At 51.7% G+C, this 26,844-nt stretch carries 27 protein-coding genes and 1 tRNA gene; 16 read left to right on the top strand and 12 right to left on the bottom strand.

The genetic code is table 11. The features are described from left to right. The first annotated feature begins 208 nt into the window (after nucleotides 1-208). Nucleotides 209-1,612 (top strand): basic amino acid/polyamine antiporter, encoded by a 1,404-nt coding sequence (locus tag EVJ20_RS11405; RefSeq protein ID WP_070328844.1) that lies wholly within the window; start codon nucleotides 209-211, stop codon nucleotides 1,610-1,612. Between the two features lie 42 nt (nucleotides 1,613-1,654). On the opposite strand, the gene EVJ20_RS11400 is transcribed toward EVJ20_RS11405, so the two are convergent. Continuing rightward, nucleotides 1,655-3,697 carry an EAL domain-containing protein gene (locus EVJ20_RS11400; protein ID WP_131465744.1) on the bottom strand — a complete coding sequence of 681 codons (2,043 nt, stop codon included), beginning with the start codon at nucleotides 3,695-3,697 and terminating at the stop codon, nucleotides 1,655-1,657. Between the two features lie 157 nt (nucleotides 3,698-3,854). Here EVJ20_RS11400 and EVJ20_RS11395 point away from each other — a divergent pair, with 157 nt between their 5' ends. From EVJ20_RS11395 to EVJ20_RS11385, 3 genes are all read left to right on the top strand, one after another. Then, nucleotides 3,855-5,057, top strand: coding sequence for an ornithine--oxo-acid transaminase (locus tag EVJ20_RS11395; protein ID WP_131441167.1), 1,203 nt, complete (start codon nucleotides 3,855-3,857; stop codon nucleotides 5,055-5,057). 92 nt (nucleotides 5,058-5,149) lie between these two features. Further along, the gene (gene crcB / locus EVJ20_RS11390; protein ID WP_131441166.1) at nucleotides 5,150-5,554 is read left to right on the top strand and encodes a fluoride efflux transporter CrcB; all 405 of its coding nucleotides are present in this window, start codon (nucleotides 5,150-5,152) and stop codon (nucleotides 5,552-5,554) included. Beyond that, nucleotides 5,554-5,901 carry a fluoride efflux transporter FluC gene (locus tag EVJ20_RS11385; RefSeq protein WP_236633519.1) on the top strand — a complete coding sequence of 116 codons (348 nt, stop codon included), beginning with the start codon at nucleotides 5,554-5,556 and terminating at the stop codon, nucleotides 5,899-5,901. The genes crcB and EVJ20_RS11385 overlap by 1 nt, the downstream gene beginning before the upstream one ends. Before the next feature lie 29 nt (nucleotides 5,902-5,930). Here the strand turns inward: EVJ20_RS11385 and yhfH are convergent, their stop codons facing one another. Continuing rightward, nucleotides 5,931-6,092 carry a protein YhfH gene (gene yhfH / locus EVJ20_RS11380; protein WP_016509445.1) on the bottom strand — a complete coding sequence of 54 codons (162 nt, stop codon included), beginning with the start codon at nucleotides 6,090-6,092 and terminating at the stop codon, nucleotides 5,931-5,933. A 145-nt stretch (nucleotides 6,093-6,237) separates the two neighbouring features. On the opposite strand from yhfH, the gene EVJ20_RS11375 reads away from it, so the two are divergent. Both EVJ20_RS11375 and EVJ20_RS11370 read left to right on the top strand, forming a co-directional pair. Further along, a complete protein-coding gene (locus tag EVJ20_RS11375) occupies nucleotides 6,238-6,603 on the top strand; it encodes an ArsR/SmtB family transcription factor (protein WP_070328849.1) in 366 nt (121 codons plus the stop codon). Between the two features lie 109 nt (nucleotides 6,604-6,712). Continuing rightward, entirely contained in the window at nucleotides 6,713-8,749 is a 2,037-nt protein-coding gene (locus tag EVJ20_RS11370; RefSeq protein WP_131508227.1) for a heavy metal translocating P-type ATPase, read from the top strand. Nucleotides 8,750-8,794: 45 nt separating this feature from the next. Here the strand turns inward: EVJ20_RS11370 and EVJ20_RS11365 are convergent, their stop codons facing one another. Then, complete coding sequence (locus tag EVJ20_RS11365; RefSeq protein ID WP_236633751.1) at nucleotides 8,795-9,418, bottom strand: hypothetical protein; 624 nt, start codon at nucleotides 9,416-9,418, stop codon at nucleotides 8,795-8,797. Nucleotides 9,419-9,586: 168 nt separating this feature from the next. On the opposite strand from EVJ20_RS11365, the gene EVJ20_RS11360 reads away from it, so the two are divergent. Beyond that, nucleotides 9,587-11,656 (top strand): alpha-amylase, encoded by a 2,070-nt coding sequence (locus tag EVJ20_RS11360; RefSeq protein ID WP_070328852.1) that lies wholly within the window; start codon nucleotides 9,587-9,589, stop codon nucleotides 11,654-11,656. A 43-nt stretch (nucleotides 11,657-11,699) separates the two neighbouring features. On the opposite strand, the gene EVJ20_RS11355 is transcribed toward EVJ20_RS11360, so the two are convergent. From EVJ20_RS11355 to EVJ20_RS11345, 3 genes are all read right to left on the bottom strand, one after another. Then, entirely contained in the window at nucleotides 11,700-14,303 is a 2,604-nt protein-coding gene (locus tag EVJ20_RS11355; RefSeq protein WP_236636394.1) for a putative bifunctional diguanylate cyclase/phosphodiesterase, read from the bottom strand. Between the two features lie 100 nt (nucleotides 14,304-14,403). Next, nucleotides 14,404-15,270, bottom strand: coding sequence for a YitT family protein (locus EVJ20_RS11350; protein ID WP_070328853.1), 867 nt, complete (start codon nucleotides 15,268-15,270; stop codon nucleotides 14,404-14,406). Between the two features lie 86 nt (nucleotides 15,271-15,356). Next, nucleotides 15,357-15,764 carry a YkvA family protein gene (locus EVJ20_RS11345; protein WP_070328854.1) on the bottom strand — a complete coding sequence of 136 codons (408 nt, stop codon included), beginning with the start codon at nucleotides 15,762-15,764 and terminating at the stop codon, nucleotides 15,357-15,359. Nucleotides 15,765-15,878: 114 nt separating this feature from the next. Here EVJ20_RS11345 and EVJ20_RS11340 point away from each other — a divergent pair, with 114 nt between their 5' ends. Further along, a complete protein-coding gene (locus tag EVJ20_RS11340; protein ID WP_070328855.1) occupies nucleotides 15,879-17,117 on the top strand; it encodes an aminopeptidase in 1,239 nt (412 codons plus the stop codon). Between the two features lie 54 nt (nucleotides 17,118-17,171). Here the strand turns inward: EVJ20_RS11340 and EVJ20_RS11335 are convergent, their stop codons facing one another. Then, a complete protein-coding gene (locus tag EVJ20_RS11335; protein WP_070328856.1) occupies nucleotides 17,172-17,954 on the bottom strand; it encodes an alpha/beta hydrolase in 783 nt (260 codons plus the stop codon). 127 nt (nucleotides 17,955-18,081) lie between these two features. Here EVJ20_RS11335 and EVJ20_RS11330 point away from each other — a divergent pair, with 127 nt between their 5' ends. From EVJ20_RS11330 to EVJ20_RS11305, 6 genes are all read left to right on the top strand, one after another. Next, complete coding sequence (locus tag EVJ20_RS11330) at nucleotides 18,082-18,660, top strand: TetR/AcrR family transcriptional regulator (RefSeq protein WP_131490653.1); 579 nt, start codon at nucleotides 18,082-18,084, stop codon at nucleotides 18,658-18,660. 11 nt (nucleotides 18,661-18,671) lie between these two features. Beyond that, a complete protein-coding gene (locus EVJ20_RS11325) occupies nucleotides 18,672-19,001 on the top strand; it encodes a DMT family transporter (protein WP_070328974.1) in 330 nt (109 codons plus the stop codon). Continuing rightward, the gene (locus EVJ20_RS11320; RefSeq protein ID WP_070328858.1) at nucleotides 18,998-19,312 is read left to right on the top strand and encodes a DMT family transporter; all 315 of its coding nucleotides are present in this window, start codon (nucleotides 18,998-19,000) and stop codon (nucleotides 19,310-19,312) included. The genes EVJ20_RS11325 and EVJ20_RS11320 overlap by 4 nt, the downstream gene beginning before the upstream one ends. A gap of 67 nt (nucleotides 19,313-19,379) precedes the next feature. Then, the gene (locus EVJ20_RS11315; RefSeq protein ID WP_131465726.1) at nucleotides 19,380-19,937 is read left to right on the top strand and encodes a GNAT family N-acetyltransferase; all 558 of its coding nucleotides are present in this window, start codon (nucleotides 19,380-19,382) and stop codon (nucleotides 19,935-19,937) included. Between the two features lie 86 nt (nucleotides 19,938-20,023). Beyond that, a tRNA-Val gene (locus EVJ20_RS11310) sits at nucleotides 20,024-20,096 on the top strand. A 158-nt stretch (nucleotides 20,097-20,254) separates the two neighbouring features. Beyond that, nucleotides 20,255-20,959, top strand: coding sequence for a DUF554 domain-containing protein (locus EVJ20_RS11305; protein ID WP_016509421.1), 705 nt, complete (start codon nucleotides 20,255-20,257; stop codon nucleotides 20,957-20,959). A gap of 26 nt (nucleotides 20,960-20,985) precedes the next feature. Here EVJ20_RS11305 and EVJ20_RS11300 read toward each other — a convergent pair whose 3' ends face one another. The 4 genes from EVJ20_RS11300 to EVJ20_RS11285 all read right to left on the bottom strand — a co-directional run bounded on the left by EVJ20_RS11300 (nucleotide 20,986) and on the right by EVJ20_RS11285 (nucleotide 24,409). Further along, the gene (locus EVJ20_RS11300) at nucleotides 20,986-21,201 is read right to left on the bottom strand and encodes a FeoB-associated Cys-rich membrane protein (protein WP_131508225.1); all 216 of its coding nucleotides are present in this window, start codon (nucleotides 21,199-21,201) and stop codon (nucleotides 20,986-20,988) included. A gap of 15 nt (nucleotides 21,202-21,216) precedes the next feature. Then, the gene (gene feoB / locus EVJ20_RS11295; protein ID WP_131508223.1) at nucleotides 21,217-23,193 is read right to left on the bottom strand and encodes a ferrous iron transport protein B; all 1,977 of its coding nucleotides are present in this window, start codon (nucleotides 23,191-23,193) and stop codon (nucleotides 21,217-21,219) included. Next, nucleotides 23,190-23,426, bottom strand: a complete 237-nt coding sequence (locus EVJ20_RS11290) for a FeoA family protein (protein ID WP_070328862.1) — start codon at nucleotides 23,424-23,426, stop codon at nucleotides 23,190-23,192. The genes feoB and EVJ20_RS11290 overlap by 4 nt, the downstream gene beginning before the upstream one ends. 185 nt (nucleotides 23,427-23,611) lie before the next feature. After that, the gene (locus tag EVJ20_RS11285; RefSeq protein ID WP_236633749.1) at nucleotides 23,612-24,409 is read right to left on the bottom strand and encodes a pyrroline-5-carboxylate reductase family protein; all 798 of its coding nucleotides are present in this window, start codon (nucleotides 24,407-24,409) and stop codon (nucleotides 23,612-23,614) included. A 209-nt stretch (nucleotides 24,410-24,618) separates the two neighbouring features. On the opposite strand from EVJ20_RS11285, the gene yidD reads away from it, so the two are divergent. Both yidD and EVJ20_RS11275 read left to right on the top strand, forming a co-directional pair. After that, nucleotides 24,619-24,888 carry a membrane protein insertion efficiency factor YidD gene (gene yidD / locus EVJ20_RS11280; protein WP_083274114.1) on the top strand — a complete coding sequence of 90 codons (270 nt, stop codon included), beginning with the start codon at nucleotides 24,619-24,621 and terminating at the stop codon, nucleotides 24,886-24,888. 132 nt (nucleotides 24,889-25,020) lie between these two features. After that, nucleotides 25,021-26,379 carry an alanine/glycine:cation symporter family protein gene (locus tag EVJ20_RS11275; RefSeq protein ID WP_131465718.1) on the top strand — a complete coding sequence of 453 codons (1,359 nt, stop codon included), beginning with the start codon at nucleotides 25,021-25,023 and terminating at the stop codon, nucleotides 26,377-26,379. A gap of 19 nt (nucleotides 26,380-26,398) precedes the next feature. Here the strand turns inward: EVJ20_RS11275 and EVJ20_RS11270 are convergent, their stop codons facing one another. Continuing rightward, complete coding sequence (locus EVJ20_RS11270) at nucleotides 26,399-26,761, bottom strand: potassium channel family protein (protein ID WP_131465716.1); 363 nt, start codon at nucleotides 26,759-26,761, stop codon at nucleotides 26,399-26,401. Nucleotides 26,762-26,844: the final 83 nt, after the last annotated feature.

The following is a 26,844-nucleotide window of genomic DNA, read 5'->3' as shown; positions in this document are numbered from 1 at the left end:
AATTCTGATTGTTTCGAATATATTGCAATTAAACTACAAACAGAATGAATGCGCAATAAAATTTTTTAAATTATTCGAAAATACAAACATTACTGAAATACCTATCTAAACGTTCCTTTATTCAGTAGAATGAGAAAATCATCGAATGTTTATACATTATGTGTGTATAGTTATTCGATAAAAGTGAACTAATGTTGGAGGGTTTTGAATGAAGTCACAATCAGCCGGAATCGGCTTTTTCGGGCTTGCCGCCATGGTCGTCGGGACGATGATTGGCGGAGGAGCTTTTAACTTGCCAGGAGCGATGGCCCAAGGTGCCGGGGTCGGGTCAGTGATGATCGGTTGGACGATCACAGGGGTCGGTATGATTATGCTGGCGTTCGTATTCCAATTTTTGGCGGATTCACGTCCTGAACTTGAGGGTGGGATTTATGCCTACGCTAAAGAAGGGTTTGGGAAGTTCGTCGGCTTCAATAGCGGCTGGGGTTATTGGATGTCCGCTTGGATCGGGACAGTAGCGAACATCACGCTGATCTTTAGCACGCTCAGTTACTTTTTCCCGATTTTTTCAGCAGAGCATCGATCGTTCCGGTTAGTGATGAGCGCGTTCTTCATTTGGGGGCTGTTCTGGCTCATCTCTCGAGGGATGAAGGAGGCGGCGCTCTTGAACATCGTCACGACGATCGCGAAGCTCGTCCCGATCTTCTTGTTCATCGTGCTCATTTTGTTTGCGTTCCAGATTGAGACGTTCCAAATCGATGTTTGGGGCGAGTCTGGTTTCAGTTGGTCGCACGTGTTTCCCCAAGTGAAATCGACGATGCTCGTGACGCTTTGGGCGTTTGTCGGCATTGAAGGCGCGGTCGTCTTATCGTCACGGGCGCGCAATAAGCGCGATGTCGGGCGGGCGACGGTGATCGGCCTCATCGGGACGCTGTTGATTTACATGATGATTTCAATCTTCTCCTTCGGCGTCATGACGCAAGAACAACTCACGGCGCTCCCGGAACCGTCGATGGCGTACGTGCTCGAAGCGGTTGTCGGTCCGGTCGGTGCGACGATTATCAATATCGGTCTGCTCGTGTCGCTCGCTGGGGCGTTGCTCGGGTGGACGATATTGGCGACGGAGATCTCCTACGTGGCGAGCCGGGACGGTGTGTTCCCGAAATTGTTCAATCGACTCAATCGAAATGATACGCCGGTGAGCGCCTTGTTCATCACGCAAGCGTTCACGCAAGCAGTCACGGTCATCGCCTTGTTCTCGGAACAGACGTACTTGGTGCTCTCGAGCATCGCCGGTATCGCCGCGCTCGTGCCTTACTTATTCTCGGCCTTGTTCGGCTGGAAAGAGGCACGGCGGACTGGTGTTCGGAAAATGGTCCTCGTTTCGAGTGTCGCCTCGCTCTACGCGGCATGGTTACTCTACGCATCCGGGATTGAATACATGCTCATCGCAATGATTTTGTATGCGCCGGGAATCTTCGTTTTCATGCTCGCAGAACGGGAGCAAGGACGGAAGTTCCTAAGCGGGATCCAGTATGCGATTGCGACTGTCATCATCCTCGCGGCGACTTATGGTGTGTACGGACTATGGACGGCTGCGATTAGCCTCTAATCAAAAGAAGCACCGGTCGTCGAGATGACGACCGGTGCTTCTTTATGTCTCGTTATTCGTGAGCAACCGGACGACTTGGTCGGGTGGCATTGGTTTGGCATATAAAAATCCTTGGAACGAGTCGCAATCGGTCTCTTTTAAATGGTCGAGCATGATTTGGTCTTCGACGCCTTCGGCGACGACGTGAAGGTTCAAACTCTTGCCGAGGTGGACGATGACGTCGAGCAAGTGAGACTTCGACGTCAACCAGTCGTCGAGGAACACTTTGTCGATCTTCAGCTCGTCGACCGGGAACGATTTCAAGTATTGAAGCGACGAGAAGCCGGTTCCAAAGTCGTCGATCGACAGGCGGTAATCGAGCCGTTTGATTTGATTCATCCGAGCGATGGTTTCTTCCGTCTGTTGCATGACGAGACTTTCTGTGATCTCGAGAATGACGTCGGACGGGTTCAAATCGAGTTGTTGCTTGATGTTTCGGAGCGTGTTGATGAAACTCTCGCTGCGGAACTGGTTCGGCGAAATATTGACCGCCATCGATAGAGGATGATTGACGAGCGGTTGCCACGCCTTCAGTTGCTTGGTGGCCTCAAGAATGACCCAGTTGTTGATCGGGACGATCAGCGCCATCTCTTCAGCGAGCGGGATGAACTCCGAAGGCGGGATTTGCCCGAGTTGGTCGTGATGCCAGCGCAGTAACGCCTCAAATCCAATCAGCTTATCCGTTTTCAAGTCGAACTTCGGTTGGTATTCGAGATAAAAATGTTTTTCTTCGAGCGCTTGGTACAGCGCTTTTTCGATATGGACTTGTCTTGAGAACGCATCGTCCATGTCTTTCGTGACGAATTGGATCGTCCCGACACCGATGCGCTTGCCTTTGAACAAAGCGCTCTCGGCCCGGGTGTACAGCTCGTCCAACGAATTAGTGGCCGATGGGTAGAACACGCAACCGATCGAGATCGATAACATGATCGAATGGTGGTAAATCCGGAACGGTCGTTGCAGTTCGTGTTGCAGTTGACGAAGCAGCTGGAACACTTCTTCTTTTGATTGTTCAAAGAAAAGAATACCGTACAAGCCGCCCGAAGGATGGAACATGACACTCGACTGGGGCAGGAAGCGTTCAGCCCGGTCTTTAATTTGGAGCAACAGTTCATTGCCGACGCGTGAACCGAACGACTCGTTGATAATTTTGAACCGATCGATATCGAAGAGGGCGACGTGCAATAACCCGTTATGTTCTTTCACGTCAGTAAGTGAATGCGCATATTGGCGCAAGAGCCCTTTTTTATTTAACAGCCCGGTCAAATCGTTGTGATAGGCGAGGTAGTTCACTTCTTGTTCGAGACGTTTTTTATCAGACACGTCGAAACCAAACGCCGTGTACTGGGCGATTTCGCCGTCTTCACTTAAAATCGGTACAATCGTCAAGTTGAGCCAGCAGATGTTCGTCACATGTCGTTGCGATCGAACCGGCATCTCGCCGTTCCAAATTTGATCGGTCGTGAGCGCTTGACGTACCACACCCGCAATCGGATCATCTTCAAAGGATGGGTGAATGAGCTCGAACCAGTTACGACCGATGAATTGTTGGTCAGGTGCCCCGATCAAGTCGCACAACAGCGGATTGATCTCGGTGATCTCGCCACGAGCGTTGGCTGCCAAATAATAAGTCGAATGCTCGATCATCGCTTGGAAGTGGTGGAGCAGGTTGAACTGCTCGGTGCTGATGAGCGGACCGAAGCCTTTCGGTAGGAAGGCTAAAAAATAGCCGTTGACGTCGTTGATCGAAAAAGTTTGTAAGTAAGCGGTCGCATAGACGACCGAGCCGTTTTTATGTTTAAACGCCGTCAACGCCGTCGTCGAGAATGGATATTGAAGGAGCAATGGTGACCACGTTTCAAGCGCCTGCTCTAAATGTTGGACGACGGGTAATGCGTGGTGAAGTACCTCGTCACGCTCCCAACCGAACAGCGTCTCCGCTTGTTCGTTCCAAAGAAGGACGGTGCCGTCAAAATCGATGTAACAGCATGGGATCGATAGGGCATCGATGAACGTATCAATCGGCAAATCACGCAATGAAGTCACACAAATTCCTCCAATCTACATCAAATAAGTCATACTATACGTTCAGTGTACCTTATTTTCCCAACCCAAGGAACGGGCAAGTTCGTCGTTGTCAAAAGAAAGACGGTCATCATATACTGAAGGTGTAAGGTAGTTCTTTTCATAAGGGGGAAATCAAATGTCAAAAACACAAGAAGTGATTGAATTGACAGAGAAATTCGGGGCGCACAATTATCATCCGCTTCCAATCGTCATCTCGGAGGCGAAGGGGATTTGGGTGACGGATCCGGAAGGAAATCGTTACATGGATATGTTGAGTGCGTATTCGGCTGTCAACCAGGGGCATTGTCATCCGAAAATCATTCAAGCGTTAAAAGATCAGGCCGACAAGATCACGTTGACGTCACGTGCTTTCTACAACGATCAGCTCGGTCGCTTCTACAAAAAAGTGGCAGCGCTTACAAATAAAGAAATGGTGTTACCGATGAACACCGGTGCCGAAGCGGTCGAGACCGCGGTCAAGGCATCACGACGCTGGGCCTATGAGGTCAAACAAATTCCGGGGCAAGCCGAGATTATCGTCTGCACCGGCAACTTCCATGGACGGACGATGGCGGCTGTGTCGATGTCGACAGAAGCGGACTATCAGCGCGGTTTCGGACCGCTCCTCCCAGGCTTCAAAGTCGTGCCGTACGGAGACATCGACGCGTTCGAGGCGGCGATCACGGAGAACACGGCGGCGTTCATCGTTGAACCGATTCAAGGGGAAGCGGGTATCATCATCCCGCCGGCGGGTTACTTGAAGCGGGCGGCTGAATTGTGTAAGGCGAACAACGTGTTGTTCATCGCAGATGAGATTCAGTCAGGTCTTGGCCGCTCTGGAAAATGGTTCGCAATCGAATGGGAAGGCGTCGATCCCGATATGTATATCCTCGGAAAAGCACTCGGTGGCGGTGTCTTTCCGGTATCGTGCGTGGCTGCTAACGAAAGCGTCCTCCAAGTGTTCAATCCAGGATCGCACGGGTCGACGTTCGGGGGGAACCCGCTCGCGGCGGCGGTATCAATCGCTGCGCTCGAGGTGCTTGAAGAAGAACAGCTTCCGGAGCGTTCGCTCGAACTCGGGACGTACTTTATGGACCGTTTAAAGTCAATCGACAACCCACGCATTAAAGAAGTCCGGGGCCGCGGCCTATTCATCGGGATCGAGTTGACGGAAGCGGCTCGTCCTTATTGTGAGGCGCTTAAAGAGCGGGGCTTGCTCTGCAAGGAGACGCACGAGACGGTCATTCGACTCGCGCCACCGCTTGTCATTACGAAAGAAGAACTCGATGAGGCGTTCACGGCAATCGAGGCTGTATTCGCACCGACTCCTATTTCATAATGCGGGAGGGCTTGTTATAATTTGAGAAGAAATGCAGACACCTGCCGGGCGATGTTTTCGCGGCAGGTGTCTTTTCGTAAGGAGGAACGGTCGTGCTCTACGTTTACGTTGGTTTAGCAGGAGCGCTTGGAGCGCTAGCAAGGTATGGGGTCGGTATAGGGATGCATACGTTGTGGACAGGTACATTTCCGCTAGGGACGCTCACCGTCAACTTGATCGGCAGTTTTCTACTCGGTTGGCTCACCCATTACTTGTTTCAGACCGGAAAGTTTTCACCGATGGTCATTACGGCGGTCGGTACAGGGTTTATCGGTTCGTTCACGACGTTCTCGACGTTCAGTGTCGAGACGATTGTGATGATCGAGTCAGGGAACCTGGTCGGAGCGCTCACCTATGTGACACTGAGCATCGTCCTCGGTCTGTTCAGCTCGTGGTTAGGCTATAAACTAGGAAGAAGACGATTCCGGCGTTTTGTGAAGCGAGAGGGGGAGGCGTGATGACTGTTTTGACAGTGATGATCGGTGCCTTTTTCGGGGCGATGGCCCGCTTCGGGATTGGTCAGCTCGTTAAAGTATGGACGACATCGGTCTTTCCTTGGGCGACTTTGTTCGTGAACGTGACCGGATCGTTTTGGCTCGGATATTTGTATGCGGCCCCTGTACCTTCGGTGGTGGGATTCGGAATCGGCGTCGGCTTCCTCGGTTCGTTCACGACGTTCTCGACGTTCAAACTTGAAGTGATGCGGTTCGTGACGAAAGATTGGGTTCGCTTTGGTTTATACTTACTGGCGACGTATGTCTTCGGTTTAATTGCCGCCTACCTCGGCTACCAATTTGGACAATAAACAATCCCTCGGAAACTCCGAGGGATTGTTTATTGTTCAGCGAGTTGAAGCTTTTCAGCACATGATGCGCATGTGTTTTCATAAGACTCACACTGCTCATCCATATGTTGTCCGCATTCTTGACACGTCTTATCTGGTAATTTCCGATAAAATTCGACTGACGATTCGAGTCGGCTTGCCCATTCATTCATATAAAGCGCCTCCTTTAAGTATGCGTGCGTTTGTTAAGTTGTATTCATTGTATTATAACAGTTGTGTTTAAGTCAATTATAATCTATAACAGATTTTTCTGTTTGGATTTGCTAAAATGAAATTATACGAAATGAGGTGACACGGATGAAGGCACCACAATGCGAAACAATCGCCATCCAAAGTGAAGATGTGGCTGTATTGCAACAGGCACTTGTGCGATTGGATGCTAACCGAGTCAGTCGGTTGTTTAAGGCGTTCGCTGATCCGACGAGACTGAAAGTGCTGTACGTCTTGACGCTCGAGCAAGAATTATGTGTCTGTGACGTCGCCGCCGTGATCGGACACTCGAACGCGACCGCGTCTCATCATTTACGGACGCTCCTCGATCAAGGGCTCGTTAAATATCGTAAAGATGGGAAAGTTGTTTATTACTCATTAGATGATGAGCACGTTCGTCTTCTCGTCGAAATCGCGATGGCGCACAGTGCCGAACAGCAATCAGGTCTTTGAGAAGTGTCTACTGCGACAACACAGTAGACACTTTTTTATATTGTATTCTCTTCCAATCAGCGTTACGATATATTCAAATAAACGTTTGAATGAAGTGGGAGGAAGAGCGATGGAATCACGTGACGTCTTACCAGTCGAAGGTATAACTTGTACAAATTGTGCGGCGAAGATCGAGAAAAGCGTCTCGGAGCAGACCGGTGTCGCATCCTGTCAAATCGACTTTGCGACGAGCCGGATGATCATCGAATGGATTGATCCGTCCGAGCGTGAAACAGGCCTCCGTTCAATTGAAGAGACGATGGGGCGGATTGAACCGGGCGCGCATTTCGTGAAAACTGATCAAATCGAGCAAGCATCGAACCACCTGTTGTGGCGCTTTGGTATCGCCCTCAGCCTGCTTGTGCTCGCTCTCTTGACTGAATCACTGCCGTTATACGTTGTTGCTTATGCGGTCGCCGGCTATGATGTCGTCTATGCGGCAGCACGAAACGTATGGCATCGCGAATGGTTCGATGAGAAGTTTTTAATGACGATTGCGACGATTGGAGCGTTCGCAATTCGAGAATATCCGGAAGCGGTCGCCGTCATGCTATTTTATCAACTCGGCGAATACTTCCAAGGACGAGCCGTCCACGCGTCGCGTCGGTCGATCCAGTCATTATTGAATATGAAACCGACGATGGCACGTGTGCTCGGTCCGGACGGTGAGTTCGAACGGCGTCCTGAAGATGTGGCAATCGGCTCGGTCATCATCGTCCGTGCCGGAGAACAAGTTCCGATGGACGGGAGCGTCGTGATCGGCTCGAGTTCACTCGATACGGCATCATTGACGGGCGAATCGGTTCCCCGTCAAGTCGGACCGCACGATGAAGTGCTCGCCGGAATGGTCAATTTAGAAGGGCGGCTTGAAGTGCGCGTCATACGATCTGCGACGGAGTCGAGCTTGCAAAAAATGATTGCGCTTGTCGAACAGGCAAGCTCGAACAAAGCGAAGACAGAGCAGATGATCACACGCTTAGCCAGAGTGTATACGCCGATTGTCGTCGTTTTAGCAGCAATCGTTGCGTTCATCCCACCTCTTTTCGTTGGGAATTTAGAGGAGTGGGTGTATCGCGCCTTAATTTTCCTCGTCATCAGTTGCCCGTGCGCACTCGTCATTTCAATTCCGTTAGGTTATTTCGGCGGGATCGGAGCTGGTTCTAAACGAGGGATTTTGGTCAAAGGCGGCGAGTATTTAGACGTGCTCGCCGAAGTGAAGACGGTCATCTTTGACAAGACGGGAACGCTCACGACCGGTCGCTTTGAAGTGACGGACGTGACGACGAGCGGAGACGTGACAGAAGCGGAGTTGTTAACGCTCGCTGCCCGTGTTGAGATGGCATCGACGCATCCGCTGGCAAAAGCAATCGTCGCGAAGGCGAGCAAGACGACCGCGTTTGCGAATATTACCGAAGACCCGGGCTACGGTCTGACAGCGACAGATAGCACGGATACAATCTATGTCGGAAGTGCCCGTTTCATGAGGAAGTTAGGACATTCGATTCAAGATGAACAAATGGGCACAAGCGTCCACGTCATGAGAAATGACCGCTGGCTCGGGCGGATTGAACTGATGGATAAGGTGAAAGAGGATGCCGCAGCAGCCATTGCCGCGCTAAAACGTCTCGGCTATCGGACGGTCATGTTGACAGGGGACCGGGATGAAGTTGCGACGTCGGTCGGTTTGAAAATCGGAATCGATGAAGTGAAAAGTGAGTTACTTCCCCATCAGAAAGTCGAGGAAGTGGAGAAGTTGGCCGCGCGAGGGAAAGTCGCGTTCGTAGGCGACGGTTTGAACGATGCGGCAGCGCTGGCCCGTGCGGACGTCGGACTCGTCATGGGTGGAATCGGGAGCGATGCCGCAGTGACGGCGGCAGACCTCGTGCTCATGAATGACGCACCGAGCGATGTCGTTGCGGCGATTGAGCTAAGTCAGCGGACGAAGCGGATCGTGTGGCAAAATATTGTCCTCGCATTCGGGATGAAGGCGCTGTTCCTCCTGCTCGGCGTGCTCGGACTCGCATCGATGTGGGAAGCTGTGTTCGCAGACGTCGGCGTCGCGTTGCTCGCCATCGGCAACGCGACTCGCTTGATCCGTTCCAACTAAAAAAACTTCAAGCGAGCTTGAAGTTTGGTGAATACTTGAGACCGATCAGTTGTGATCGGTCTTTTTTTGACGTGTTTTGAAAATCATGAACATGAGGATGATGAGGACCGCTACGAGTAAGAAAACGATTGAGTACAGTGCTTGAATGACGATATCGATTTGATTTTGAGTGGATACGAGCTCTTTCCGGATATCGTTGTATTGCATCTGTTTCAAAGCTCTTAAATCTTCTAGTATCGTCTGCCGTTGATCGGTCATCGACTTGGCCGTCACCGTCGCCTGTTCGATGTCACCGCTCTCGTACATGACGAGGACGCGGTCGGCTTCTTGTTCCCAAATGCCGTCCCGATGCAGTAAGTCGAGGAATGAACTTGGCGTTCTCGGATCATTCTTGATAGATTCCTTCAACTCTTTCGTACGTTGGGACATGCTGTAATAGGCTTCTAAAAAGCGGCGGTCTTCATAGGCGAGGAGACCGCGGATAGCGTTGGCGCGTTCGATATTGTAGTACATGATTTCTTCAATTGCTTCATATGAATCGAACCGTTGCTCGTGAATGGTATCGATCTGGTCAGTCGTATTTCGCAGTTGAACGATGAAACTGGCGATGACGAGGACGATTAATACGGACAATGAGGCGAGCAGCAGCAGCCACTTTCGTTGGGACATGTTCATCCCTCCTTTATGAAGACAATCGTACAATATTTTTCGGGTTTCAGCATAAAATATTTTTTTGGGAAAGGAAAAACTGGGTAAAGAGTTAAATATATAATATGACGTTTCTTGTTATCGCTTACAATAGACGATGGAATGATTTCATTCATAAGGAGAGTAAATATGCCAGAGAACTCGTCGTTAAAAAAGTTACATCAGGTCTTAAAAACAAAACGGACCAACCTTCAATATGAAATCCCGACCTTGTGGAACCGGATGCGATTTCCGGCAGAACCCGTGCGCGACGGTGTCGAGCGGGTGAACCCGTACGACTTTTTAATCGATACGATTGAACGAGGCATTCTTCCGCACGCTGTCAACGGGCGTGATTATCGTCAGTCGGTCGCACAAGCGGACGGGCACCTCGAGACAGGGGGAGACTGGATTAAGCGCTCCTCGGTCTACTCGATGCAAGTCCGGACCTCGACGTCGTGGGACCATGACGGGTCAGGCTACGTCGAGATGGACAACTCTCAAGGCATGAAAGATACCGGCACGTTCGTGAAAACGCTGGCTCTGTTGCCGCACTTGTTATACATGGGAATCGACACGTTATTTTTATTGCCGATCTCGCAGCACAGTCATAAAAATAAGAAAGGTGAGTTCGGTTCCCCATACGCTGTCCAAGATTTCTTTGCCATCGACGAAGAACTAAAAGAGACATTGACAGGGGACGGGTTGACGGTCGAGGAAGAGTTCGCCGCTTTCGTCGAGGCGTGTCATATGGTGGGCATTCGTGTCGTCATCGATGTCATTCCTCGCACGTGCGCCCGCGATAACCGTCTCATTTTAGAAAATCCGGAATGGTTCTACTGGATTCCGGTTGCGGAACTCGATTACTATCACCCGCCTCACGTCCCGGGAATCGGAGAAAACGTGAAGCCTGAGTATGCATTCCTGCCGATGATCTATGGATCTGAGGACGTTTGGCACCATCTCCGCCGCTTCTCGATGGCGCCTAATCTCGTCGATGCTGCCAAGTGGGAGACGGTGAAAGCCTACTTGGTCGAACATCCGGACGAAAACTTACTTGCCGTCATCGAGCGTGAGTTCGGTTTGACGACCGCTCCGGCGTTCTCGGACTGTATCAACGATCCGCAACCGCCGTGGTCGGACGTCACATACTTCCGCCTGTTCCTCGACCACCCGACAGCAGCTGCACCTTATGTCGGCGAGGCGAGTCTAGCACCGTATATTTTGTTCGACTCAATCAAGTCGAACCAGTTCCGGGGTGACGAGATCAACGAGCCGCTTTGGGTGATGTTAGCCGACATCATCCCGCATTATCAACGCGAATATGGGATTGACGGTGCTCGAATCGACATGGGACACGCTTTGCCAGTCGATCTCGCCCAGCGCATCTTGACAGAGCCGCGTCAACTCGATTCGAACTTCAGTTTCATCGCCGAAGAACTGATCGAAGTCGGGGCTTGGTCGGCGCGTGACGCCGGCTACAATATGATCATCGGATACGGATTCTATAAAGAGCCGCGTTTTGACACGCATGACACCCACCAATTCATCTACGACTCACGTTTCTTGCCGTTGCCGGTATTTGCGGCTGGTGAGACAGCCGATACACGCCGGATTGCGACACGAGACGGTGGACGCCAGGCGAGTCGCTTGCTCACCGTACTGAACGGCTTCATGCCGAACGGGGTGCCATTGACGAACTCGGGGCTTGAACTGTATGAGACGCAGCCGATGAATACCGGTCTCGACTGCCGACCGGAAGAGGCGTATCAGTTGTTCCCGACCGATCCATATTTCGGGAAACTTGCTTTCTTCGACGCGTATCAGTTCCATTGGGATCATCCCGAGCGGACTGAAATGGTTGAACTCATGCATCAAGTGGCGGAAGTTCGCCGCCGTTGGCTCGATGTTCTCGTCGACCCGAGTCACTTTGAACCGCTCACGATGATGGATATGGGGGCGCCGTTCATCGGTCTAGCTTGGTTACGAGCAGATACGAACGAGACGTTGCTCATCATCGCCAACACGAATATGCAAGAGCACCTGCAAGGGAAGGTGCCGCTCGATGGGGTGCGTCGCCGGAACTGGAACGCGAGTCGTTTCGCCGAGATGGTGTACTCACCGAACTCATGGCCGTACGCCGAGCATTCGTTCGACGACAACTGGGACCTTTGGGTCGATTTGATGCCAGGCGAAGTCAAAATCTATGAAATGAAATAAGCAACGCCTCGGGTCCGTAAGTGGATCCGAGGCGTTTGTCTGTTCAAGCGTTTTGTTTCATGTAATAGATGACGAACTCGTCGAGCGGCATCGGTTTCGCGTAACGATACCCTTGCATCGAATTGCAACCGATCCGCCGAAGGAACGTCTCTTGGTATTCGGTCTCGACGCCTTCAGCGACGAGAGCCATCCCAAGTTGTCGTGCCATGGCGACGATGGTCGCGGTCACGGTTTGATACTCGCGATTTTCTTCTAGCTGCATCGTGAACTCCCGCGGGATCTTTAACTCGTCAATCGGATAGCGGACGAGATAGGCGAGTGAGCTGTAGCCGGTCCCGAAATCGTCGATCGATAGTTTGATGCCGAGTGCCTTCAACTCGAGAATTCGATTTAAGACGCGGTCCGACTGGTGCGCCGCGACCGTTTCGGTCAACTCGAAGTTCAAGCGGCTCGGTTCGATCGGGAAGCGTTCGAACAACGTCGTCAAATAATCGATCAAGTGTTCATCGAACAATTGCCGGACCGACAAGTTGACCGATAGTTTCGGCAAATCGATGTCGCCTTGTTCAAACGCGTACATCAGTTGGAACGTCTCATGAATCATCCAACGACCGAGGTCATGAATATGACCGGTCTCTTCGGCGATCGGAATGAATTCGCTCGGCGGGATGAACTTGCCGTCGCGTTGCCAACGCATGAGTGCCTCGGCGCCGATGATCGCCTTCGTCGAGGCATCGACCTGTGGCTGGAGATAAAGTGAGATTTCACCTTTCTCGAGTGCCATATCAAGTCCTTCCATCAACAATTTTCGTTCTTCCTTGTCGACGCGAAGCGCAGGAGCGAAGATGACGGTCTCATCGCGTCCTTTGTCTTTTGCCTTATACATGGCCAAATCAGCGTTCGATAAGAGGTGCTTCAGCGTCGTGCCGTGCTCCGGATAACGGACGATTCCGATTGAAGCATGAATTTCGACGAGGTTCCCGGCCATGAAATAAGGAGGACGATAAACGAGACGACGTAAACGTTCAACGAGAATTTCATCATCATTGTGTTCGGCGACGACGATGAATTCATCGCCTCCAAGTCGTCCGGCATATTCGTTTGGCAACAAGGCGCTGCGTAGACGTTTACCGATGTGCTGCAGCAACTGATCACCCATATGATGGCCGAACTGGTCATTGATTTCTTTGAACCCGTCGAGGTCGGAGAACATGAGTGTGAACGGTCGGCCGTCCGCAATCAGGCGCTCGATCTGTTCTTGCAGCGCGTAACGGTTATGCAGCCCGGTCAAGCTATCGTGGTTAGCCTGATACAGGATCTGTTCTTGCTGGACGATCATTTGCGTGATGTCTTTGACGATGGCATAGATGCCTTCGACTTCCCCATCAATGATCATCGGGATGTTCATCAATTGCCAAACGCGTGCCGAACCATCTTCTGTCACGACATTGACGTCTAATGTTTGCGGCCGTCCGTTCGTAAGGTCACGTAACACGTTCGTATAGGCGGATCGATCCGTTTGTTCGATGATGTCTAAAATATTTGATCCGATGAGCGTCTCGGTGTCATGACCGAGGACAGAGCTCCCTGCTTCGTTGACGGACAACACTTCGCCGTCAAGGTCGAACAAAAAGATGGGCTCTGCGTGATACGCGAACAGCGAGCGGTACTGTTGTTCACGGAGTTCGAGCTCGTGGGCTTTCGTCGTGACCGCGACTTCGAGGTCTGTATTGACGGTATGTAAGCGATGGCTAATGAGTGCGTTCTGTTTGGCGACAACGAATTGACGGATGAGCAGTAGCAACACCGCGTTCGCAATCATCGAGTCGACGATCGAGGTGCCGAGCAGTCGATCCGAGGCGAGCATGTACAGCATGACAATCGTACTGTAGATGACGTAATCAAACACAGAATCATGGGCGAGGACGTCTTCTGTCGATTCATCGAACAAATAACTGATTGAAATGATGAGAATGCTGATGACTTGAAGCAAATGGAGAAGCTCATGGCCGATACCGGTTAACAACTGCAGCTCATTGATGATCGAGGCGGTTGTAAAACCGAGAATCCCGATGAGGAGCATCACGCGGAAGCCTTGCCCGGATGTCACGATGCGATTCAAATATAAGAAACCGAGCACCATGTAAAGGCTGATGAGCACCATCTGTTCTTCAAAGCCGTTCAAACTCGTGACATACTGGCCGCCGTTCTTTGTGTAAAAGAAGATATGCAACGCACCGACAATCAAAAAGCTGAGCAGTGCGAACACATCAAACATACGCAACTTCAACGTTCTAATTTCAATCGATTGGGTGATGACGATGAGGGCCATGATCAAATAAAAGAAGTTTTGAATGAACAGCATCATATCAATTGGCATCGCCGTGGTAAAGCGGTGTCCCACCAAATAAGCGATGAAACAGACGTTGCCAGCGCTAGTGAGAAGATAGATATAGCGGCGCATCCCGTGATGGCGCAATACAGCACTCCCGCTTACCACGGTGGCGACGAGTGCGATGATCATAAAGTAGACGAACAAGCTCGTCTCCCTTAACGCATAAGGGCTGAATAAGATAACGAATAGACCGATAAAAAACGTCCCGACGAGAAGAGCGGGGACTGATTGGCGCAAAGTGTGGCTAGACAACTTATGCACCTCCTTCTGTATATGTCTCTGAGGCTCATCCTTATTATCGGACCGTTCGGGTATTTATTACACAAAAAAATCGACAGCACGATGCTGTCGATTAAAGTGTATACGAATGTTCTTTAAAGTTACCGACAATCGAGTCGATTTCTGAGACAGTGACGAACGCCTCGGAATCAATGTCTGAGACGATTTGACGCAACTTTGGAATCTCATTGTTTTGAACGACGACGTATAGCATTTTTTTCGCGTCGTTCGAATAGCCGCCGGTCGCGTCCATGATGGTGACCCCACGCTTCAAGTTTTGTTTGATGACCAAGTTGATCTCATCCGCTTTTTTACAGATGATGAAACACTGTTTTTGGGCGGAGAAGAAGCGATGGATCGTCAACAGCGTCCGCGACCGGACAAAACTGAGAACGAGTGCATACATGACCGCTTTAATATCGAACGTGATGAACACGAGAATGTAGACGATGATATCTTGGGTCAAAAAGATTTTCGGGAGCGATAAGTTGCGGTTGTTCATGAAGATGACTTTCCCCAAAATATCGAGCCCGCCTGTCGACGCCCCGGCAAATAACAAAAGTGCCAAACCGAGTCCTGAGACGATACCGCTGAAGACGGACGCGACGAGCGGATCGTCGAGTGGCGTCGGTGGAATGAGGACAGGCAGCGCATCGATTAAAATCGATGATAATATGACGACGAGTCCTGTCATGAGAATAAATCGTCTCCCGAGATATTTGATCCCGATGATGAAGAGCGGGATGTTTAGTACCAACTGGGTGAGTCCAATCGGTGTGCCGAACAGCTCGTTGACGATGAGCGTGATTCCGACAATCCCGCCGGATCCGATTTCATTCGGTTTGAGTAACAGACCGACAAAGATAGATTGTAGGATTGTTCCGGCGATGATAAAAAGGATAGTCTCGACAGCGATCCGTTTACGTGATTTTGCGTACATATGAGTGGCTAAGGCGCCATACGCCTCCTTTGAATGAACTCATGCAAGCGTACTCCGATGACGCCGGAATTTCAAGTCTTGAAAGATTATAACTCGTTATGGAAGCGGTCGATATCACTCGCTAGCTGTTCGTGGACGTAGTCGATGACTTGAGCGTCGTCAAACAGTCCGAGCGGGGCGTCGTCCGGAATCGCGTCGAACGGTGAGACGAAATAGAGCACGGCCGCGACGAGAGCGTGTTGCTTGTCGGGCTGCATCTCGAACTGGGCGTTGTAGACGGCACGTAGCATGTTGAGCAGTTGTTTCATTTGGAAGTATAGTGTGAGCTCCTCTTCCCGTTCGATGTCGCTGATTTCGTTTGAGGCGACGTCGACCGTGACTTTTGCTAGGGCGAGTTCTCCTTGAACTAATAAGTCACCTAGCTTTTCGTTCTCGGTGAATTCGGTTTGGGCGTTGTTTAAAAAGTGTGAATAAGTCGTTTTCCAATCTGACATGTTTTTCTCCTCCTTCTCTCTACAACTACTAATATGCCCGTTTTTGCGATTTGGTTGCAACTTTTCCGAAAATTTAAGAAAATAGAAGTAAGTGAAAAAGGAGGAACTGTACATATGTCTACTGTAACTTTACCGACCGAGGCAGAATTTGCCCGCTATGCCGAGCTTGCTGTCAAAAAAGGTGTCAACATTCAACCGGGTCAACAGCTCGAAGTCCGAGCCGATATTAGCCAAGCACCGCTCGTCCGCCAAATCGTGAAAGCGGCCTACGCGGCCGGAGCGAAACAAGTGTACGTCAACTGGAGTGATGAAGAGACGACGAAAGTGCGTTACTTCAACGCACCGACTGAAGCGTTCAAGGAGTTCCCGGAGTGGCTCAAAGCACGATTCGAGCAACTCGCGGAAGAGAAGACGGCGTTCTTGTCGATCGTCAGCGACGATCCTGACGCGCTGAACGGTGTCGAATCATCACGCATCGCCGACTCGAACCGGGCGTCTGGTGTCGCGCTCGCGAAATGGCGTAAGTATGTCATGAGTGATAATGTCAGCTGGTCAATCGTGGCCGGTGCATCTGAAGCATGGGCGAAAAAAGTATTCCCAGACCGTGAAGATGCGGTTCCAGCCCTGTGGAGAGCGATTTTCGCAGCGACACGAATGGACCAAGACGATGTCGTTGCCGCCTGGGACGAGCACGATCAAGCGTTGCGCTCGCGGGCGCAGCTGTTGACGGATAAGAAATACGCGAAACTTCACTACAAAGCACCAGGCACGGAATTGACGATCGGTCTTCCGAAGAAGCACGTCTTCCTCGGCGGCGGTGGTCCGAACATGGACGGCGTCGACTTCATCGCCAACATGCCGACGGAGGAAGTGTTCACGCTCGCCGATAAAGATGCGGTCGAAGGACACGTGTCGAGCACGAAGCCGCTCAGCTACAGCGGGAACTTGATCGACGGGTTCACGCTTTGGTTCGAAGGCGGAAAAGTCGTAAAAGCGGAAGCGAAGCAGGGGCAGGCAGCACTCGATGAACTGTTGAACCTTGATGAAGGGGCGCGCCGCATCGGAGAAGTCGCGCTCGTGCCGGACGATTCGCCGATCTCGAACTCGGGACTCCTCTTCTACAACACGTTGTTCGATGAGAACGCATCGTGCCACTTGGCGCTCGGACGTGCCTACTCGACATGCCTTGAAGGCGGACCGACGATGTCGCCCGAAGAACTCGCTGAGAATGGCGCGAACGATTCGATGACACACGTCGACTTCATGATCGGTTCGGCCGAAATGAATATCGACGGTGAGCTCGAGGACGGAACACGCGAAGCGATCATGCGTGATGGGAACTGGGTCATCTAATAGAAAAAGATAGTTGAAAAGACGCAAAGGCGACCGCCTTTGCGTCTTTTCATGTCATGAGAGTTCATACAGAAATGCGAGCGCGTTCGGCAACCGACGCCGCCATGCAATCTCGTTGTGGACCGCCCCGGGCTCGACTTCGTAGCGGAAGGCGACGCCGGTCCGAGCGATCGTCTCGACGAGTCTCGCATTCGTGTATAAGTAGTCCTCGGGCGTGATCGGTCCGCTCGTCTCGTTCGTGCCGATATCCATATAGAGTCGGGCAGACAGGTCAGTTTGTTTCAGTTCGCGAATGAGCGAGTCGAGGTTGGACCAGGCGGCCGTCGACAGCGAACCGACACGACGTATTGCCGGATACGTCGCCATCATGTAGAGCGAGATGACGCCGCCCATCGAACTGCCCATCACGCCGACGTCATCCGGATCGGTCGCATAGCGTGCGTCAATCCACGGCTTCAGCTCCTGCATGAGCCAGTCGGCATAGAGGCGCCCCTTGCCGCCGAGTGTCGGCCGGGTCTTAGCGAGTTCAGGCCCGATGCGCTTGTAAAGCATCTCGTCTTCATAAAATGAGTACTCATCGTATCGGTCGAGCCAATCGGGGGCACTCGCGATGGCGACGACCATGAGCGGCAGTTGCAAATCGTCGAGATGGCGGTCAATCGCCCAACCTTCCCCGATTGTCGCGGTCTTGCCGTCGAAGACGTTTTGGCCGTCATGCATATAGAGCACGGGCAACGCCTCGTCGGTACGAGCGAAGTCGGGACGGTAGACGCGGACGATTCGTTTTCGGCCGCGCATCGTCTCGGTCGGCAAGGTGAAACTAAACTGTTCGATCATACAATCATTCCTTCCTCTGACAATCTCTTCTCATTTTGGCGTTGTCCGTACAAAAACTCAATCCGGAAATTTGACTACCTACCGTTCGTTAGGTAAAGTAAGGGGAGATGAAAGGGGTAGATCGCATATGACCACGAAACAGCGCATTGAACAAGCTGCCAGACGCCGGTTCGCGCTTGAAGGATATGAAGGATTATCTTTGGCGGCGCTCGCCGAAGATGTCGGGATTAAGAAGGCGTCTTTATATGCGCACATCGACGGAAAAGAACAGCTGTTCAAACAAGTCGTCGAACAGATGGCCGAGCGTTACCAGGGAGCTTGGTCACAAGCGCGGGACGCGTCAAATGATGCGGCACCGCTCGAACGGATCGAGACAATCGTTGAAGCGCTGATTCATTTCTTCGAAGAAGAAGAGACGTGGATGTTGACGAAGCGAATGCTGCTCGTACCGCCTCCTGAGCTGCGCGTCTTCATCGAGACGACGATTGGGTCGGTCGAGACCGAGCTCCAGGCGTTTGAGAAAGAGCAATTCCGTTTGGCGATGGAGCGTGGCGATTTACCGGAACAATCGCTCGACGACGTATATGACGCGTACTATTGTTTTTTGGACGGGGCGTTGCTTTCACTCTTTTCGTTTGCAACGAATCGAGCGCAACGACAGCATGCAGCATTTAAAATTTTCAAGAGAGGAGTCGGGTGGACATGAAAAAGGAACAAATGGCTTGGTTGTGGCTCGTGCTCGCCGGACTTCTTGAAATTGTTTGGGCGACGACGATGAAATTGTCGAACGGGTTTACCGTGTTAGGACCGACCGTCGTGACCATCGTGTTATTGATTGTCAGTTTTGGCTTGTTGGCGATGTCGTTCCGTGTGTTGCCAGCTGGCACCGGGTACGCCGTTTTTACGGGTATCGGTGCTGTCGGGACGGTCATCGTTGGAAATATTTTGTTTGATGAGACGATGACGGGAATGAAGCTGTTGTTTATCGCGACGCTCCTCATCGGGGTGGTCGGTTTGAAGCAAGTGACAGGAGGTGAGTCGGCATGAGTTGGACATTTTTAATCGGGGCTGGGCTCGCTGAGATGCTTGCTGTTTTCTTCATGGGAAAATCAAAAGGCTATCAGATTTTAAAATGGTCGCTTCTTTCGATCACGACGTTCGCACTAAGTTTTTATTTGTTGTCACGTTCCCTCGAGACGCTGCCGCTCGGACTCGCTTACTCGATTTGGGTCGGGATCGGCGCGGCGGGTGGAGTGATTCTCGGTATGTTGTACTTGAACGAGTCGAGGGATCGCTGGCGTATCTTCTTTTTAATTCTCATTATCGGGAGCGTTATCGGATTGAAAGTCGTGGCGTGAATAGGATTGAAACGAGATGAAAACGGGAATCGAATAGTTCAGACTGTGAACGAAAGGGGCGGGAAAGATGAATCTTGTCGAGTTGCAATCAGAACGTCTACGGCTTGAACATTACACGATCTCCGATTTCTATTTCGTAAAATCGCTACTCCAAGATCCGCGAGTGATGCGTTTCATCAGTCCGGACGGCAAGCCATATACGGATGAACAGACAATCGAATGGTTCGAGAGACAATTGGTCCGCTATACAACGGGCCGACAGACCGGACTCCTCAAACTGATGACACATCACAGCGATGAGCCGATCGGCCATGCCGGGACGCTCTTGCATGAACTTGATGGCAACATCGAGCTCGAGGTCGGTTATTGGCTGGCACCAAAGCACTGGCACATGGGCTACGGCCGGGAAGCGGCCGCGCGTCTCATGCGGCATGCGTTCGAGGAAGGCGAGAAAGACATCATCTCGCTCATTCACCCGGACAACGTGCCGTCACAACGAGTCGCGAAAGCGAACGGATTGCATTGGGACCGTGACACCGAACACGGAGGCATGATTGTGTCCGTGTATGCCGGCGATTTGGAACGTCTATGCCGTCACATGAAGCGGGAAGAAATGACGCGGTGAAAAAAATAAAAAAAGTTTTAAAAAACAGTTGCCAAGGCATTAGTTTCTTGATATATTAATAGTGTCCTAAAGAGAGGACACGACCTGATTCTGTAGCTCAGCTGGGAGAGCGCTACCTTGACAGGGTAGAGGTCGCTGGTTCGAGCCCAGTCAGAATCACTTGGGTGCCAAACCCGATGCGAAACCCATAGGAACGTGGGTTTCCGCGCAGCCACTTCTTACGAGAAGTGGCTTTTTTTGTGTATTCTTTTAATTGACAGCCCACATAAACAGTTGGTATATTCCTCTCAATACATACAGAAACGGGGAATTATACGATGGTATTAACCGGAACAATCGTCAATGCGGCCTTGATCGTGGTCGGCACATTACTCGGGTTGTTGTTTCACCGAATCCCCGAGCGGATGAAAGAGACGGTCACGGCTGCCATCGGTCTCGCCGTCGTCGTGCTTGGCGTGCAGATGGGCATGAAGAGTGAGAACTTTTTAATCGTCATCGGCAGTCTCGTTATCGGAGCCGCACTTGGCGAATGGTGGAAGCTCGACGAGAAGTTGAACGAGATCGGCTATCAGTTGGAACGGCGTCTCGGTGGAAAAAGTAAGTCGAGCATCGCGGAAGGCTTCATCACGGCGACGCTCATCTTTGTAATCGGGGCGATGGCCGTCATCGGGGCGCTCGACAGCGGCCTGCGCGGGGACCATGACGTCCTCTATACAAAAGGGTTGATTGACGGTTTCACGGCGCTTGTGCTCAGTTCGACGCTCGGCATCGGCGTCATGTTCTCGGCCGTACCGGTCTTGTTGTACCAAGGAGCGATCGCGTTGCTCGCCATCCAGATCATGAAGTTTATTCCGGAGTCGCTCATGGATGACTTTATTTTGGAGATGACGGCGACCGGCGGCGTCATGATCGTCGCCATCGGGTTGAACCTGGTCGGGATCACCCGGATTCGTGTCGCCAACTTGCTGCCCGGTATTTTGATGGTCGCGATCATTGTCACCACGTTACATATCTTCCAATGAAAAACGGACTAGCGCATTTTTTCGCGCTAATCCGTTTTTTTGTGGGCCGTGACTGGTTGATCAGGATGTAGTGCTTCCGCAATGATTTGATCCCAGTCTGCTGCATCACAGGATGTCGTACAAGTCGGTGCGATTTCGCACGTGGCGCATTTACCGGCTTTTGCTTTACGGGTGTAGCGATAGAGCGAATAGGCGGCGTACCCGAATACGGCAAGACCGATCAGTAAATCAAATAAGAACATATGATTTCCTCCTTGTTAAGACAATCCGAACAGACGACCGATTTGATAGATCATCAGTGATACGACGTACGCAACACCAAGCCCATAAAGGCTAGCGATCCACGTCAACTTGGCACTTCCCACCTCGCGCCGAATGACGGCGACGGTCGCTAGACAAGGGACGTACAAGAGGACGAACGCCATGAAGCTATATGCGCTCAACGGCGTAAACACCGGAAGCAACGAAGCGGACAAGTCAGATTCGCTGACCGCATAAATGATCGCCATCGTCGATACGACGACTTCTTTCGCCAAAAAACCTGTGATGAGCGAAGCACCGGCCTGCCACGTCCCGAAACCGAGTGGAACCAACAACGTCGCAACGACCCCGCCGATCATAGCGAGAAAACTCTCATTCATCGGGACGTCCATTCCGGCTGGACCGGAATAGGCGAGTAACCAAATGAAGACTGAACCGCCAAAGATGAACGTACCTGCTTTTCGGACGAACCCTTTCGCTTTTTGCCACGTGCTGCGCCAAAGCGTCAACCCTTGGGGGACACGGTATGGAGGCTGTTCGACGATAAAGAGGCTGTTCCGATCTTCCGCCGCCAATACGGACGTGAATATTTTCGCGGCAATCAACGCCAGGACGATCCCGAGCATATAGAGCGATAAGACGACGAGCGCTTGGTTTGATGCGAAAAAACTGGCAGCGAAGACGGCATAAATCGGCAGACGCGCCGAGCACGACATGAACGGCGAAATAAAAATCGTGACGAGCCGCTCCCGTTCTTCCTCGACCGTCCGTGCCGCCATAATACCTGGGACGTTACAACCAAATCCAATGATCATCGGAATGAAACTTTTCCCGTTCAGTCCGACGAGTTGCATAAATCGGTCCATGACAATGGCGACACGCGCCATATAGCCAGAGTCCTCTAAAAACGAGATAAAGAAAAAGAGCACGAAAATCTGAGGGACGAAGACGAGGACACCGCCGACACCGGCAATTACCCCATCAATCAGCAACGCCTGGATGAAAGAAGAGGTCCCGAGCATTTGTAACAACGAGCTCGTTCCGGACGTGACCGGACCCGACAGAAATCCATCCAACAGATCAGACAACGGGGCACCGATCCAGTTGAACGTGATGTGGAACAAGGTATAAAGTACTGTAAAGAAAATAGGTAAGCCCCAGATCGGATGTGTCACGACGGCATCGATGCGGTCGGTGACCGTGGCTTGTTGTGCGCCTTGCTGATCGACAACGTGATGGCGAACGTCTTTCGTCCAGTCGCGTCTGCGTTCTGTAATGTGGGCGTGGGCGAAGCGTCCGAGTTTCACTTCTAACGCTTTACGAATTTCATTGACGGTTGGCGTCGACGATTCGAGCTGTTCTGAAATGACACGATTTCCGGCCAAGTATTGAATGGCGACCCAGCGATCGCGCTCACTCAGTCCCGTCGCTTCAAGAATTTGTTGAATCGCCTGTTCGGTCTCTTCCCCGTAATCGAGTACGAAAGGTTCGCGAGGGGTCGTTCGCAGGGAGGACAGGAGGACTTCACAGCCGGCGCCTGTGCGCGCTGTGATCGGAAACACGTCCGCGTCCAAACGTTCTTTCAAGCGCTCTAAATTGATGTGGATGCCCCGTCCTTTGGCGACATCGACCATGTTCAGACCGATTTGAAGCGGACGGCCCATTTCGAGCAATTGGAGCGTTAATTGTAAGTTACGTTCGAACTGCGAGGCATCGATGATATTGATCATCCCATCGAACGGTTCCTTCAACAGGAATCGCGAGACGATTGCTTCGTCAGCCGATAGCGGGTCTAAATCATAGACACCTGGCAAGTCGATCAACTGTCCGATGTTTCCATGCAGCTCCCCGATTTTCTGTTCGATCGTGACACCTGCCCAGTTACCGACGTGGGCGAAGGAGCCGGTCAAGCGGTTAAATAGAGACGTTTTTCCGGTGTTCGGGTTTCCGATTAAGGCAATCCGTTGTGTCATGGGACTATCACCCCAATCTGTTCAGCGTCACAGCGACGGATGGCAATCATTTGTTGATGTTCGATTTGTTCAATCGTGAGCGGTCCGGAAAAGATGGCCCGGCGCTTGATTCGGACGGAGCAACCTTCATAAAATCCTAAGGCAATCATGCGACGCCGCAAGCGGTCATCAATTCTCGTTAAATCGGATATGAGCACTGGTTGATGTAGCGGCATAGCAAGTAATGAACTCATTAAGATCTCTCCATTTTAGTCAAATGATAATTCTTCTCATTTGGTAGCATAACACGTTCTTTACTATCGGGAAGCAGGATTATTTGTGGATTTTATGACTTCTAAAAAATAGTAGTGCGAGAATTAAAAAAACCGCCCGATGTAAGTCGGAATAAAATCCGGCTTGCATCGGGCGGTTCAAGTACTTACGTTCTTTCAATCGTTGCGTCGATAGGATCATGATTTTCTTTCGCGCTCTCGCGGAGCGCGGACGACATCACGTCAGACAAGTCACGTGAGCGGAGCACGCCGACACCGCGGTCGGTCGGTCCATCAGGTGCGGCGACGTCTGCGATCAGCTCGTCGGTCGGACGTGTCTCATGCAACAATAACTCGGCTGATCCTTTCATCGCTTGAGCGACGATTTGGCGGGCCGTGTCTTCATCAAACCCGGCTTCTGTCAGCACCGGGGTCATCGAACCGACGATCTCGTAAAAGAACGCAGGACTGCATCCGGCCGCCGCCATGAAAGCCGACATCGTTTTCGCGTCCGTTACGGCCGTCCGACCGACACGGTTGAACAGTGCCGTCGCCGTCTCGCGGTCGGTCGCATCTGTCTCAGGTCCGAACCAGAGTCCGGTCATCCCGGTTTGATGGGCGACCGGGGTGTTCGGCATCGCGCAGATGGCTGGGATGCCGGCTACTTCTTCAAGCTCGCTCGGCTCGATATGCGCCGCAACGGATACGAGCAGTGGTGTTTTCCACGTCTGTGATTGAGCGTAAGCTAAGACGCCGTCTGGTTGCATCGCGAGCACGACGATTGTATAAGCGTTGACGTCTTCTGTTTCGACGATCTGTACGCCGAGTTCATCTTGCAGCTGCTCTAGACGTGCAAGGTCGCTCCGGTTCGTCATCGTAATCTGTTCAGGGGAGAGCCCGGAAGCGATCCAGCCTCGGACGAGTGCCTCGCTCATCGATCCTGCTCCTACCATTAATATGTTCATTTCCGTCACCTCTTCATTCATTTGATTCGGTCGTATATATGTTGCCTATCATAACAAATGTTCGAACAATTATCGCCTGCCACGCTTGAATTGTAAAAGAAAGGAAAAAAACTCGTCGTTTTGTAACGAGAATCGACGAAGCGCTGCAGATGACAATTCACGCAGTCCGGGCTATCATTGCAGTAATCTGACTGAGCGAGGCGATTGAAATGAAACGAGTATTAGTACGTGGGATTCAAGGGTACCAACGCTTTATTTCTCCTTTAAAGCCCCCGACGTGCCGATTTTATCCGAGCTGTTCGCACTACGGGATTGAGGCGATTGAGAAGCATGGCGCTGTCAAAGGCGGGTATTTGACGACGCGGCGCCTGTTGCGGTGCCAACCGTTTCATTCGGGCGGACTTGACTATGTGCCGGACGATTTTGATTGGAAAGCCCCTCTGCAACGCGAAAAGCCACCGTCACAGCGAGACGTCTAACCGACGGCTCGCTGTTTTAGATACAGGGCGTTTATCCCCTTCTTTGTTTTAGCACAATACTTTTGACAACGTTCCGAGTATTCTGAAAAAATAGAGGTGTATTTATTACATAAGGGGAGAGGGGATTACAGCATGAGTCAATCGTTCAGCGAACTAATCGGTACGATTTCAGACTTTGTGTGGGGACCGCCGCTGTTAATTTTGCTTGTGGGGACAGGCGTTTATTTGACGGTGCGTCTCGGGGGACTCCAAATCACGAAGTTGCCTTACGCGTTGAAACTCGCATTCTCTAAAAATCAAGATAAGACGTCACGAGGAGATATTAGCCACTTCCAAGCGCTCATGACAGCGCTCGCGGCGACCGTCGGTACGGGGAATATCGTCGGTGTCGCGACTGCGGTCGTCCTCGGGGGACCAGGCGCGATCGTTTGGATGTGGGTATCGGGCTTCTTCGGGATGGCAACAAAGTACGCCGAGGCCGTGCTCGCCGTCAAGTACCGGGTGACGGACGAACGTGGTCAAATGGCCGGAGGACCGATGTATTATTTGGAACGGGGCTTGAAGCAACGCTGGCTCGCAGTCGCGTTTGCAGCGTTCGCCTCACTGGCCGCGTTCGGGATCGGGAACGGGGTTCAAACGAATTCGGTCGCGTTAGCGCTCAACTCGACGTTCGACGTTCCGCTTTACGTGTCGGGTATCTTGATGATGATTTTCACGGGCGCCGTCATTCTCGGTGGTGTCAAATCGATCGGTCGTGTCGTCAGTTACTTCGTCCCGGTCATGATCGTCTTTTACTTAGGGAGCGGTCTCTTGATCATGATCATGAACTACACACTCATCCCCGATGCGATCGCGCTCATCTTTAGCAGCACGTTCAGTGCCGAAGCGATTGGCGGCGGGGCCATCGGGGCAGCCATCCGGTACGGGGTTGCGCGCGGAGTCTTCTCGAACGAAGCTGGTCTTGGCTCGGCTCCGATCGCTGCGGCCGCGGCCAAGACGGACATGCCAGGTCGTCAAGGCCTCGTCTCGATGACGCAGGTGTTTCTTGATACGTTGATCGTCTGTTCGGTCACCGGGATCACGCTCGTCATGGGCGGTCAAATCGGATCGGGACTTGAAGGGGTCGAGTTGACGACGGCGACGTTCGAACAGTTCCTCGGGCCGTTCGGCAGTTATGTCGTCACAATCGGTCTCGTCATGTTCGCTTACTCGACGGTGCTCGGTTGGTCGTATTATGGTGAGCGATCGATTCATTACTTATTCGGTCAAAAATCAATCATCCCATATCGGATCGCATTCGTACTCGTCGCTGGACTCGGGGCGATGACGACGAACTTGAACATGGTGTGGGCACTGTCTGACGTCTTCAACGGCTTGATGGCCATCCCGAACTTGATCGGGCTCTTGTTCTTGTCGGGCGTCGTCATCGCTGAGACGAAGCGCTTTAATCAGCAATTGGCAATCGAGAATCGAAGTCGAAAAGCATCATAACGAACGAACGCCGCTATCCTTAATCGGATGGCGGCATTTTACGTTTGTTCTTGATCTCCTCAAGTCGTGCTTGCTGCAAATGATTGAATACTTGGGTGATGAACCCGACCATGATGCCGACGCCGGTGATGACGTAACCGATCGTGAACACTTTGCCGATATCGGTCGTCGGGACGAAATCACCGTAGCCGATCGTCGTGAGCGTGATGACGCTGAAATAGAGGGCGTCTAACCAACGCATATCTTCAAAACGGGAGTAAAACAGCGTACCTGACAAAATCGTGAGGAATGCTAGACTGAACAGAACTTGAAATTCAGGCTCTTTCAACCCACGCCATATTCCACGAAACATGCGACGAAACGTCAAAATGAATGAGAGCATACGGCCCCCTCCCTTCCTATGTAAGTTTGTTCGGTAGAAGCGAGGTAACATCCTTTATAACCATAAAATGAGTCGACGAATTC

The sequence above is a fragment of the Exiguobacterium sp. SH0S1 genome (genome assembly GCF_004337165.1).
Taxonomy (GTDB): Bacteria; Bacillota; Bacilli; order Exiguobacteriales; family Exiguobacteriaceae; genus Exiguobacterium; species Exiguobacterium aurantiacum_A.
This window is presented reverse-complemented; position numbering and strand designations above follow the sequence as displayed.

Bases quoted from the DNA above. Each gene is read 5' to 3' on its own strand.
- EVJ20_RS11395 (WP_131441167.1), top strand. From the start codon at position 3,855: ATGTCAAAAACACAAGAAGTGATTGAATTGACAGAGAAATTCGGGGCG.
- EVJ20_RS11270 (WP_131465716.1), bottom strand. From the start codon at position 26,761: ATGCTCTCATTCATTTTGACGTTTCGTCGCATGTTTCGTGGAATATGG.
- EVJ20_RS11370 (WP_131508227.1), top strand. From the start codon at position 6,713: ATGGAATCACGTGACGTCTTACCAGTCGAAGGTATAACTTGTACAAAT.
- EVJ20_RS11350 (WP_070328853.1), bottom strand. From the start codon at position 15,270: ATGTACGCAAAATCACGTAAACGGATCGCTGTCGAGACTATCCTTTTT.
- feoB (WP_131508223.1), bottom strand. From the start codon at position 23,193: ATGACACAACGGATTGCCTTAATCGGAAACCCGAACACCGGAAAAACG.
- EVJ20_RS11320 (WP_070328858.1), top strand. From the start codon at position 18,998: ATGAGTTGGACATTTTTAATCGGGGCTGGGCTCGCTGAGATGCTTGCT.
- EVJ20_RS11340 (WP_070328855.1), top strand. From the start codon at position 15,879: ATGTCTACTGTAACTTTACCGACCGAGGCAGAATTTGCCCGCTATGCC.
- EVJ20_RS11315 (WP_131465726.1), top strand. From the start codon at position 19,380: ATGAATCTTGTCGAGTTGCAATCAGAACGTCTACGGCTTGAACATTAC.
- EVJ20_RS11385 (WP_236633519.1), top strand. From the start codon at position 5,554: ATGACTGTTTTGACAGTGATGATCGGTGCCTTTTTCGGGGCGATGGCC.
- EVJ20_RS11345 (WP_070328854.1), bottom strand. From the start codon at position 15,764: ATGTCAGATTGGAAAACGACTTATTCACACTTTTTAAACAACGCCCAA.
- EVJ20_RS11335 (WP_070328856.1), bottom strand. From the start codon at position 17,954: ATGATCGAACAGTTTAGTTTCACCTTGCCGACCGAGACGATGCGCGGC.
- EVJ20_RS11275 (WP_131465718.1), top strand. From the start codon at position 25,021: ATGAGTCAATCGTTCAGCGAACTAATCGGTACGATTTCAGACTTTGTG.
- EVJ20_RS11305 (WP_016509421.1), top strand. From the start codon at position 20,255: ATGGTATTAACCGGAACAATCGTCAATGCGGCCTTGATCGTGGTCGGC.
- EVJ20_RS11360 (WP_070328852.1), top strand. From the start codon at position 9,587: ATGCCAGAGAACTCGTCGTTAAAAAAGTTACATCAGGTCTTAAAAACA.
- EVJ20_RS11405 (WP_070328844.1), top strand. From the start codon at position 209: ATGAAGTCACAATCAGCCGGAATCGGCTTTTTCGGGCTTGCCGCCATG.
- EVJ20_RS11300 (WP_131508225.1), bottom strand. From the start codon at position 21,201: ATGTTCTTATTTGATTTACTGATCGGTCTTGCCGTATTCGGGTACGCC.
- EVJ20_RS11290 (WP_070328862.1), bottom strand. From the start codon at position 23,426: ATGAGTTCATTACTTGCTATGCCGCTACATCAACCAGTGCTCATATCC.
- yidD (WP_083274114.1), top strand. From the start codon at position 24,619: ATGAAACGAGTATTAGTACGTGGGATTCAAGGGTACCAACGCTTTATT.
- yhfH (WP_016509445.1), bottom strand. From the start codon at position 6,092: ATGAATGAATGGGCAAGCCGACTCGAATCGTCAGTCGAATTTTATCGG.
- EVJ20_RS11330 (WP_131490653.1), top strand. From the start codon at position 18,082: ATGACCACGAAACAGCGCATTGAACAAGCTGCCAGACGCCGGTTCGCG.
- EVJ20_RS11285 (WP_236633749.1), bottom strand. From the start codon at position 24,409: ATGAACATATTAATGGTAGGAGCAGGATCGATGAGCGAGGCACTCGTC.
- EVJ20_RS11325 (WP_070328974.1), top strand. From the start codon at position 18,672: ATGGCTTGGTTGTGGCTCGTGCTCGCCGGACTTCTTGAAATTGTTTGG.
- EVJ20_RS11365 (WP_236633751.1), bottom strand. From the start codon at position 9,418: ATGTCCCAACGAAAGTGGCTGCTGCTGCTCGCCTCATTGTCCGTATTA.
- EVJ20_RS11375 (WP_070328849.1), top strand. From the start codon at position 6,238: ATGAAGGCACCACAATGCGAAACAATCGCCATCCAAAGTGAAGATGTG.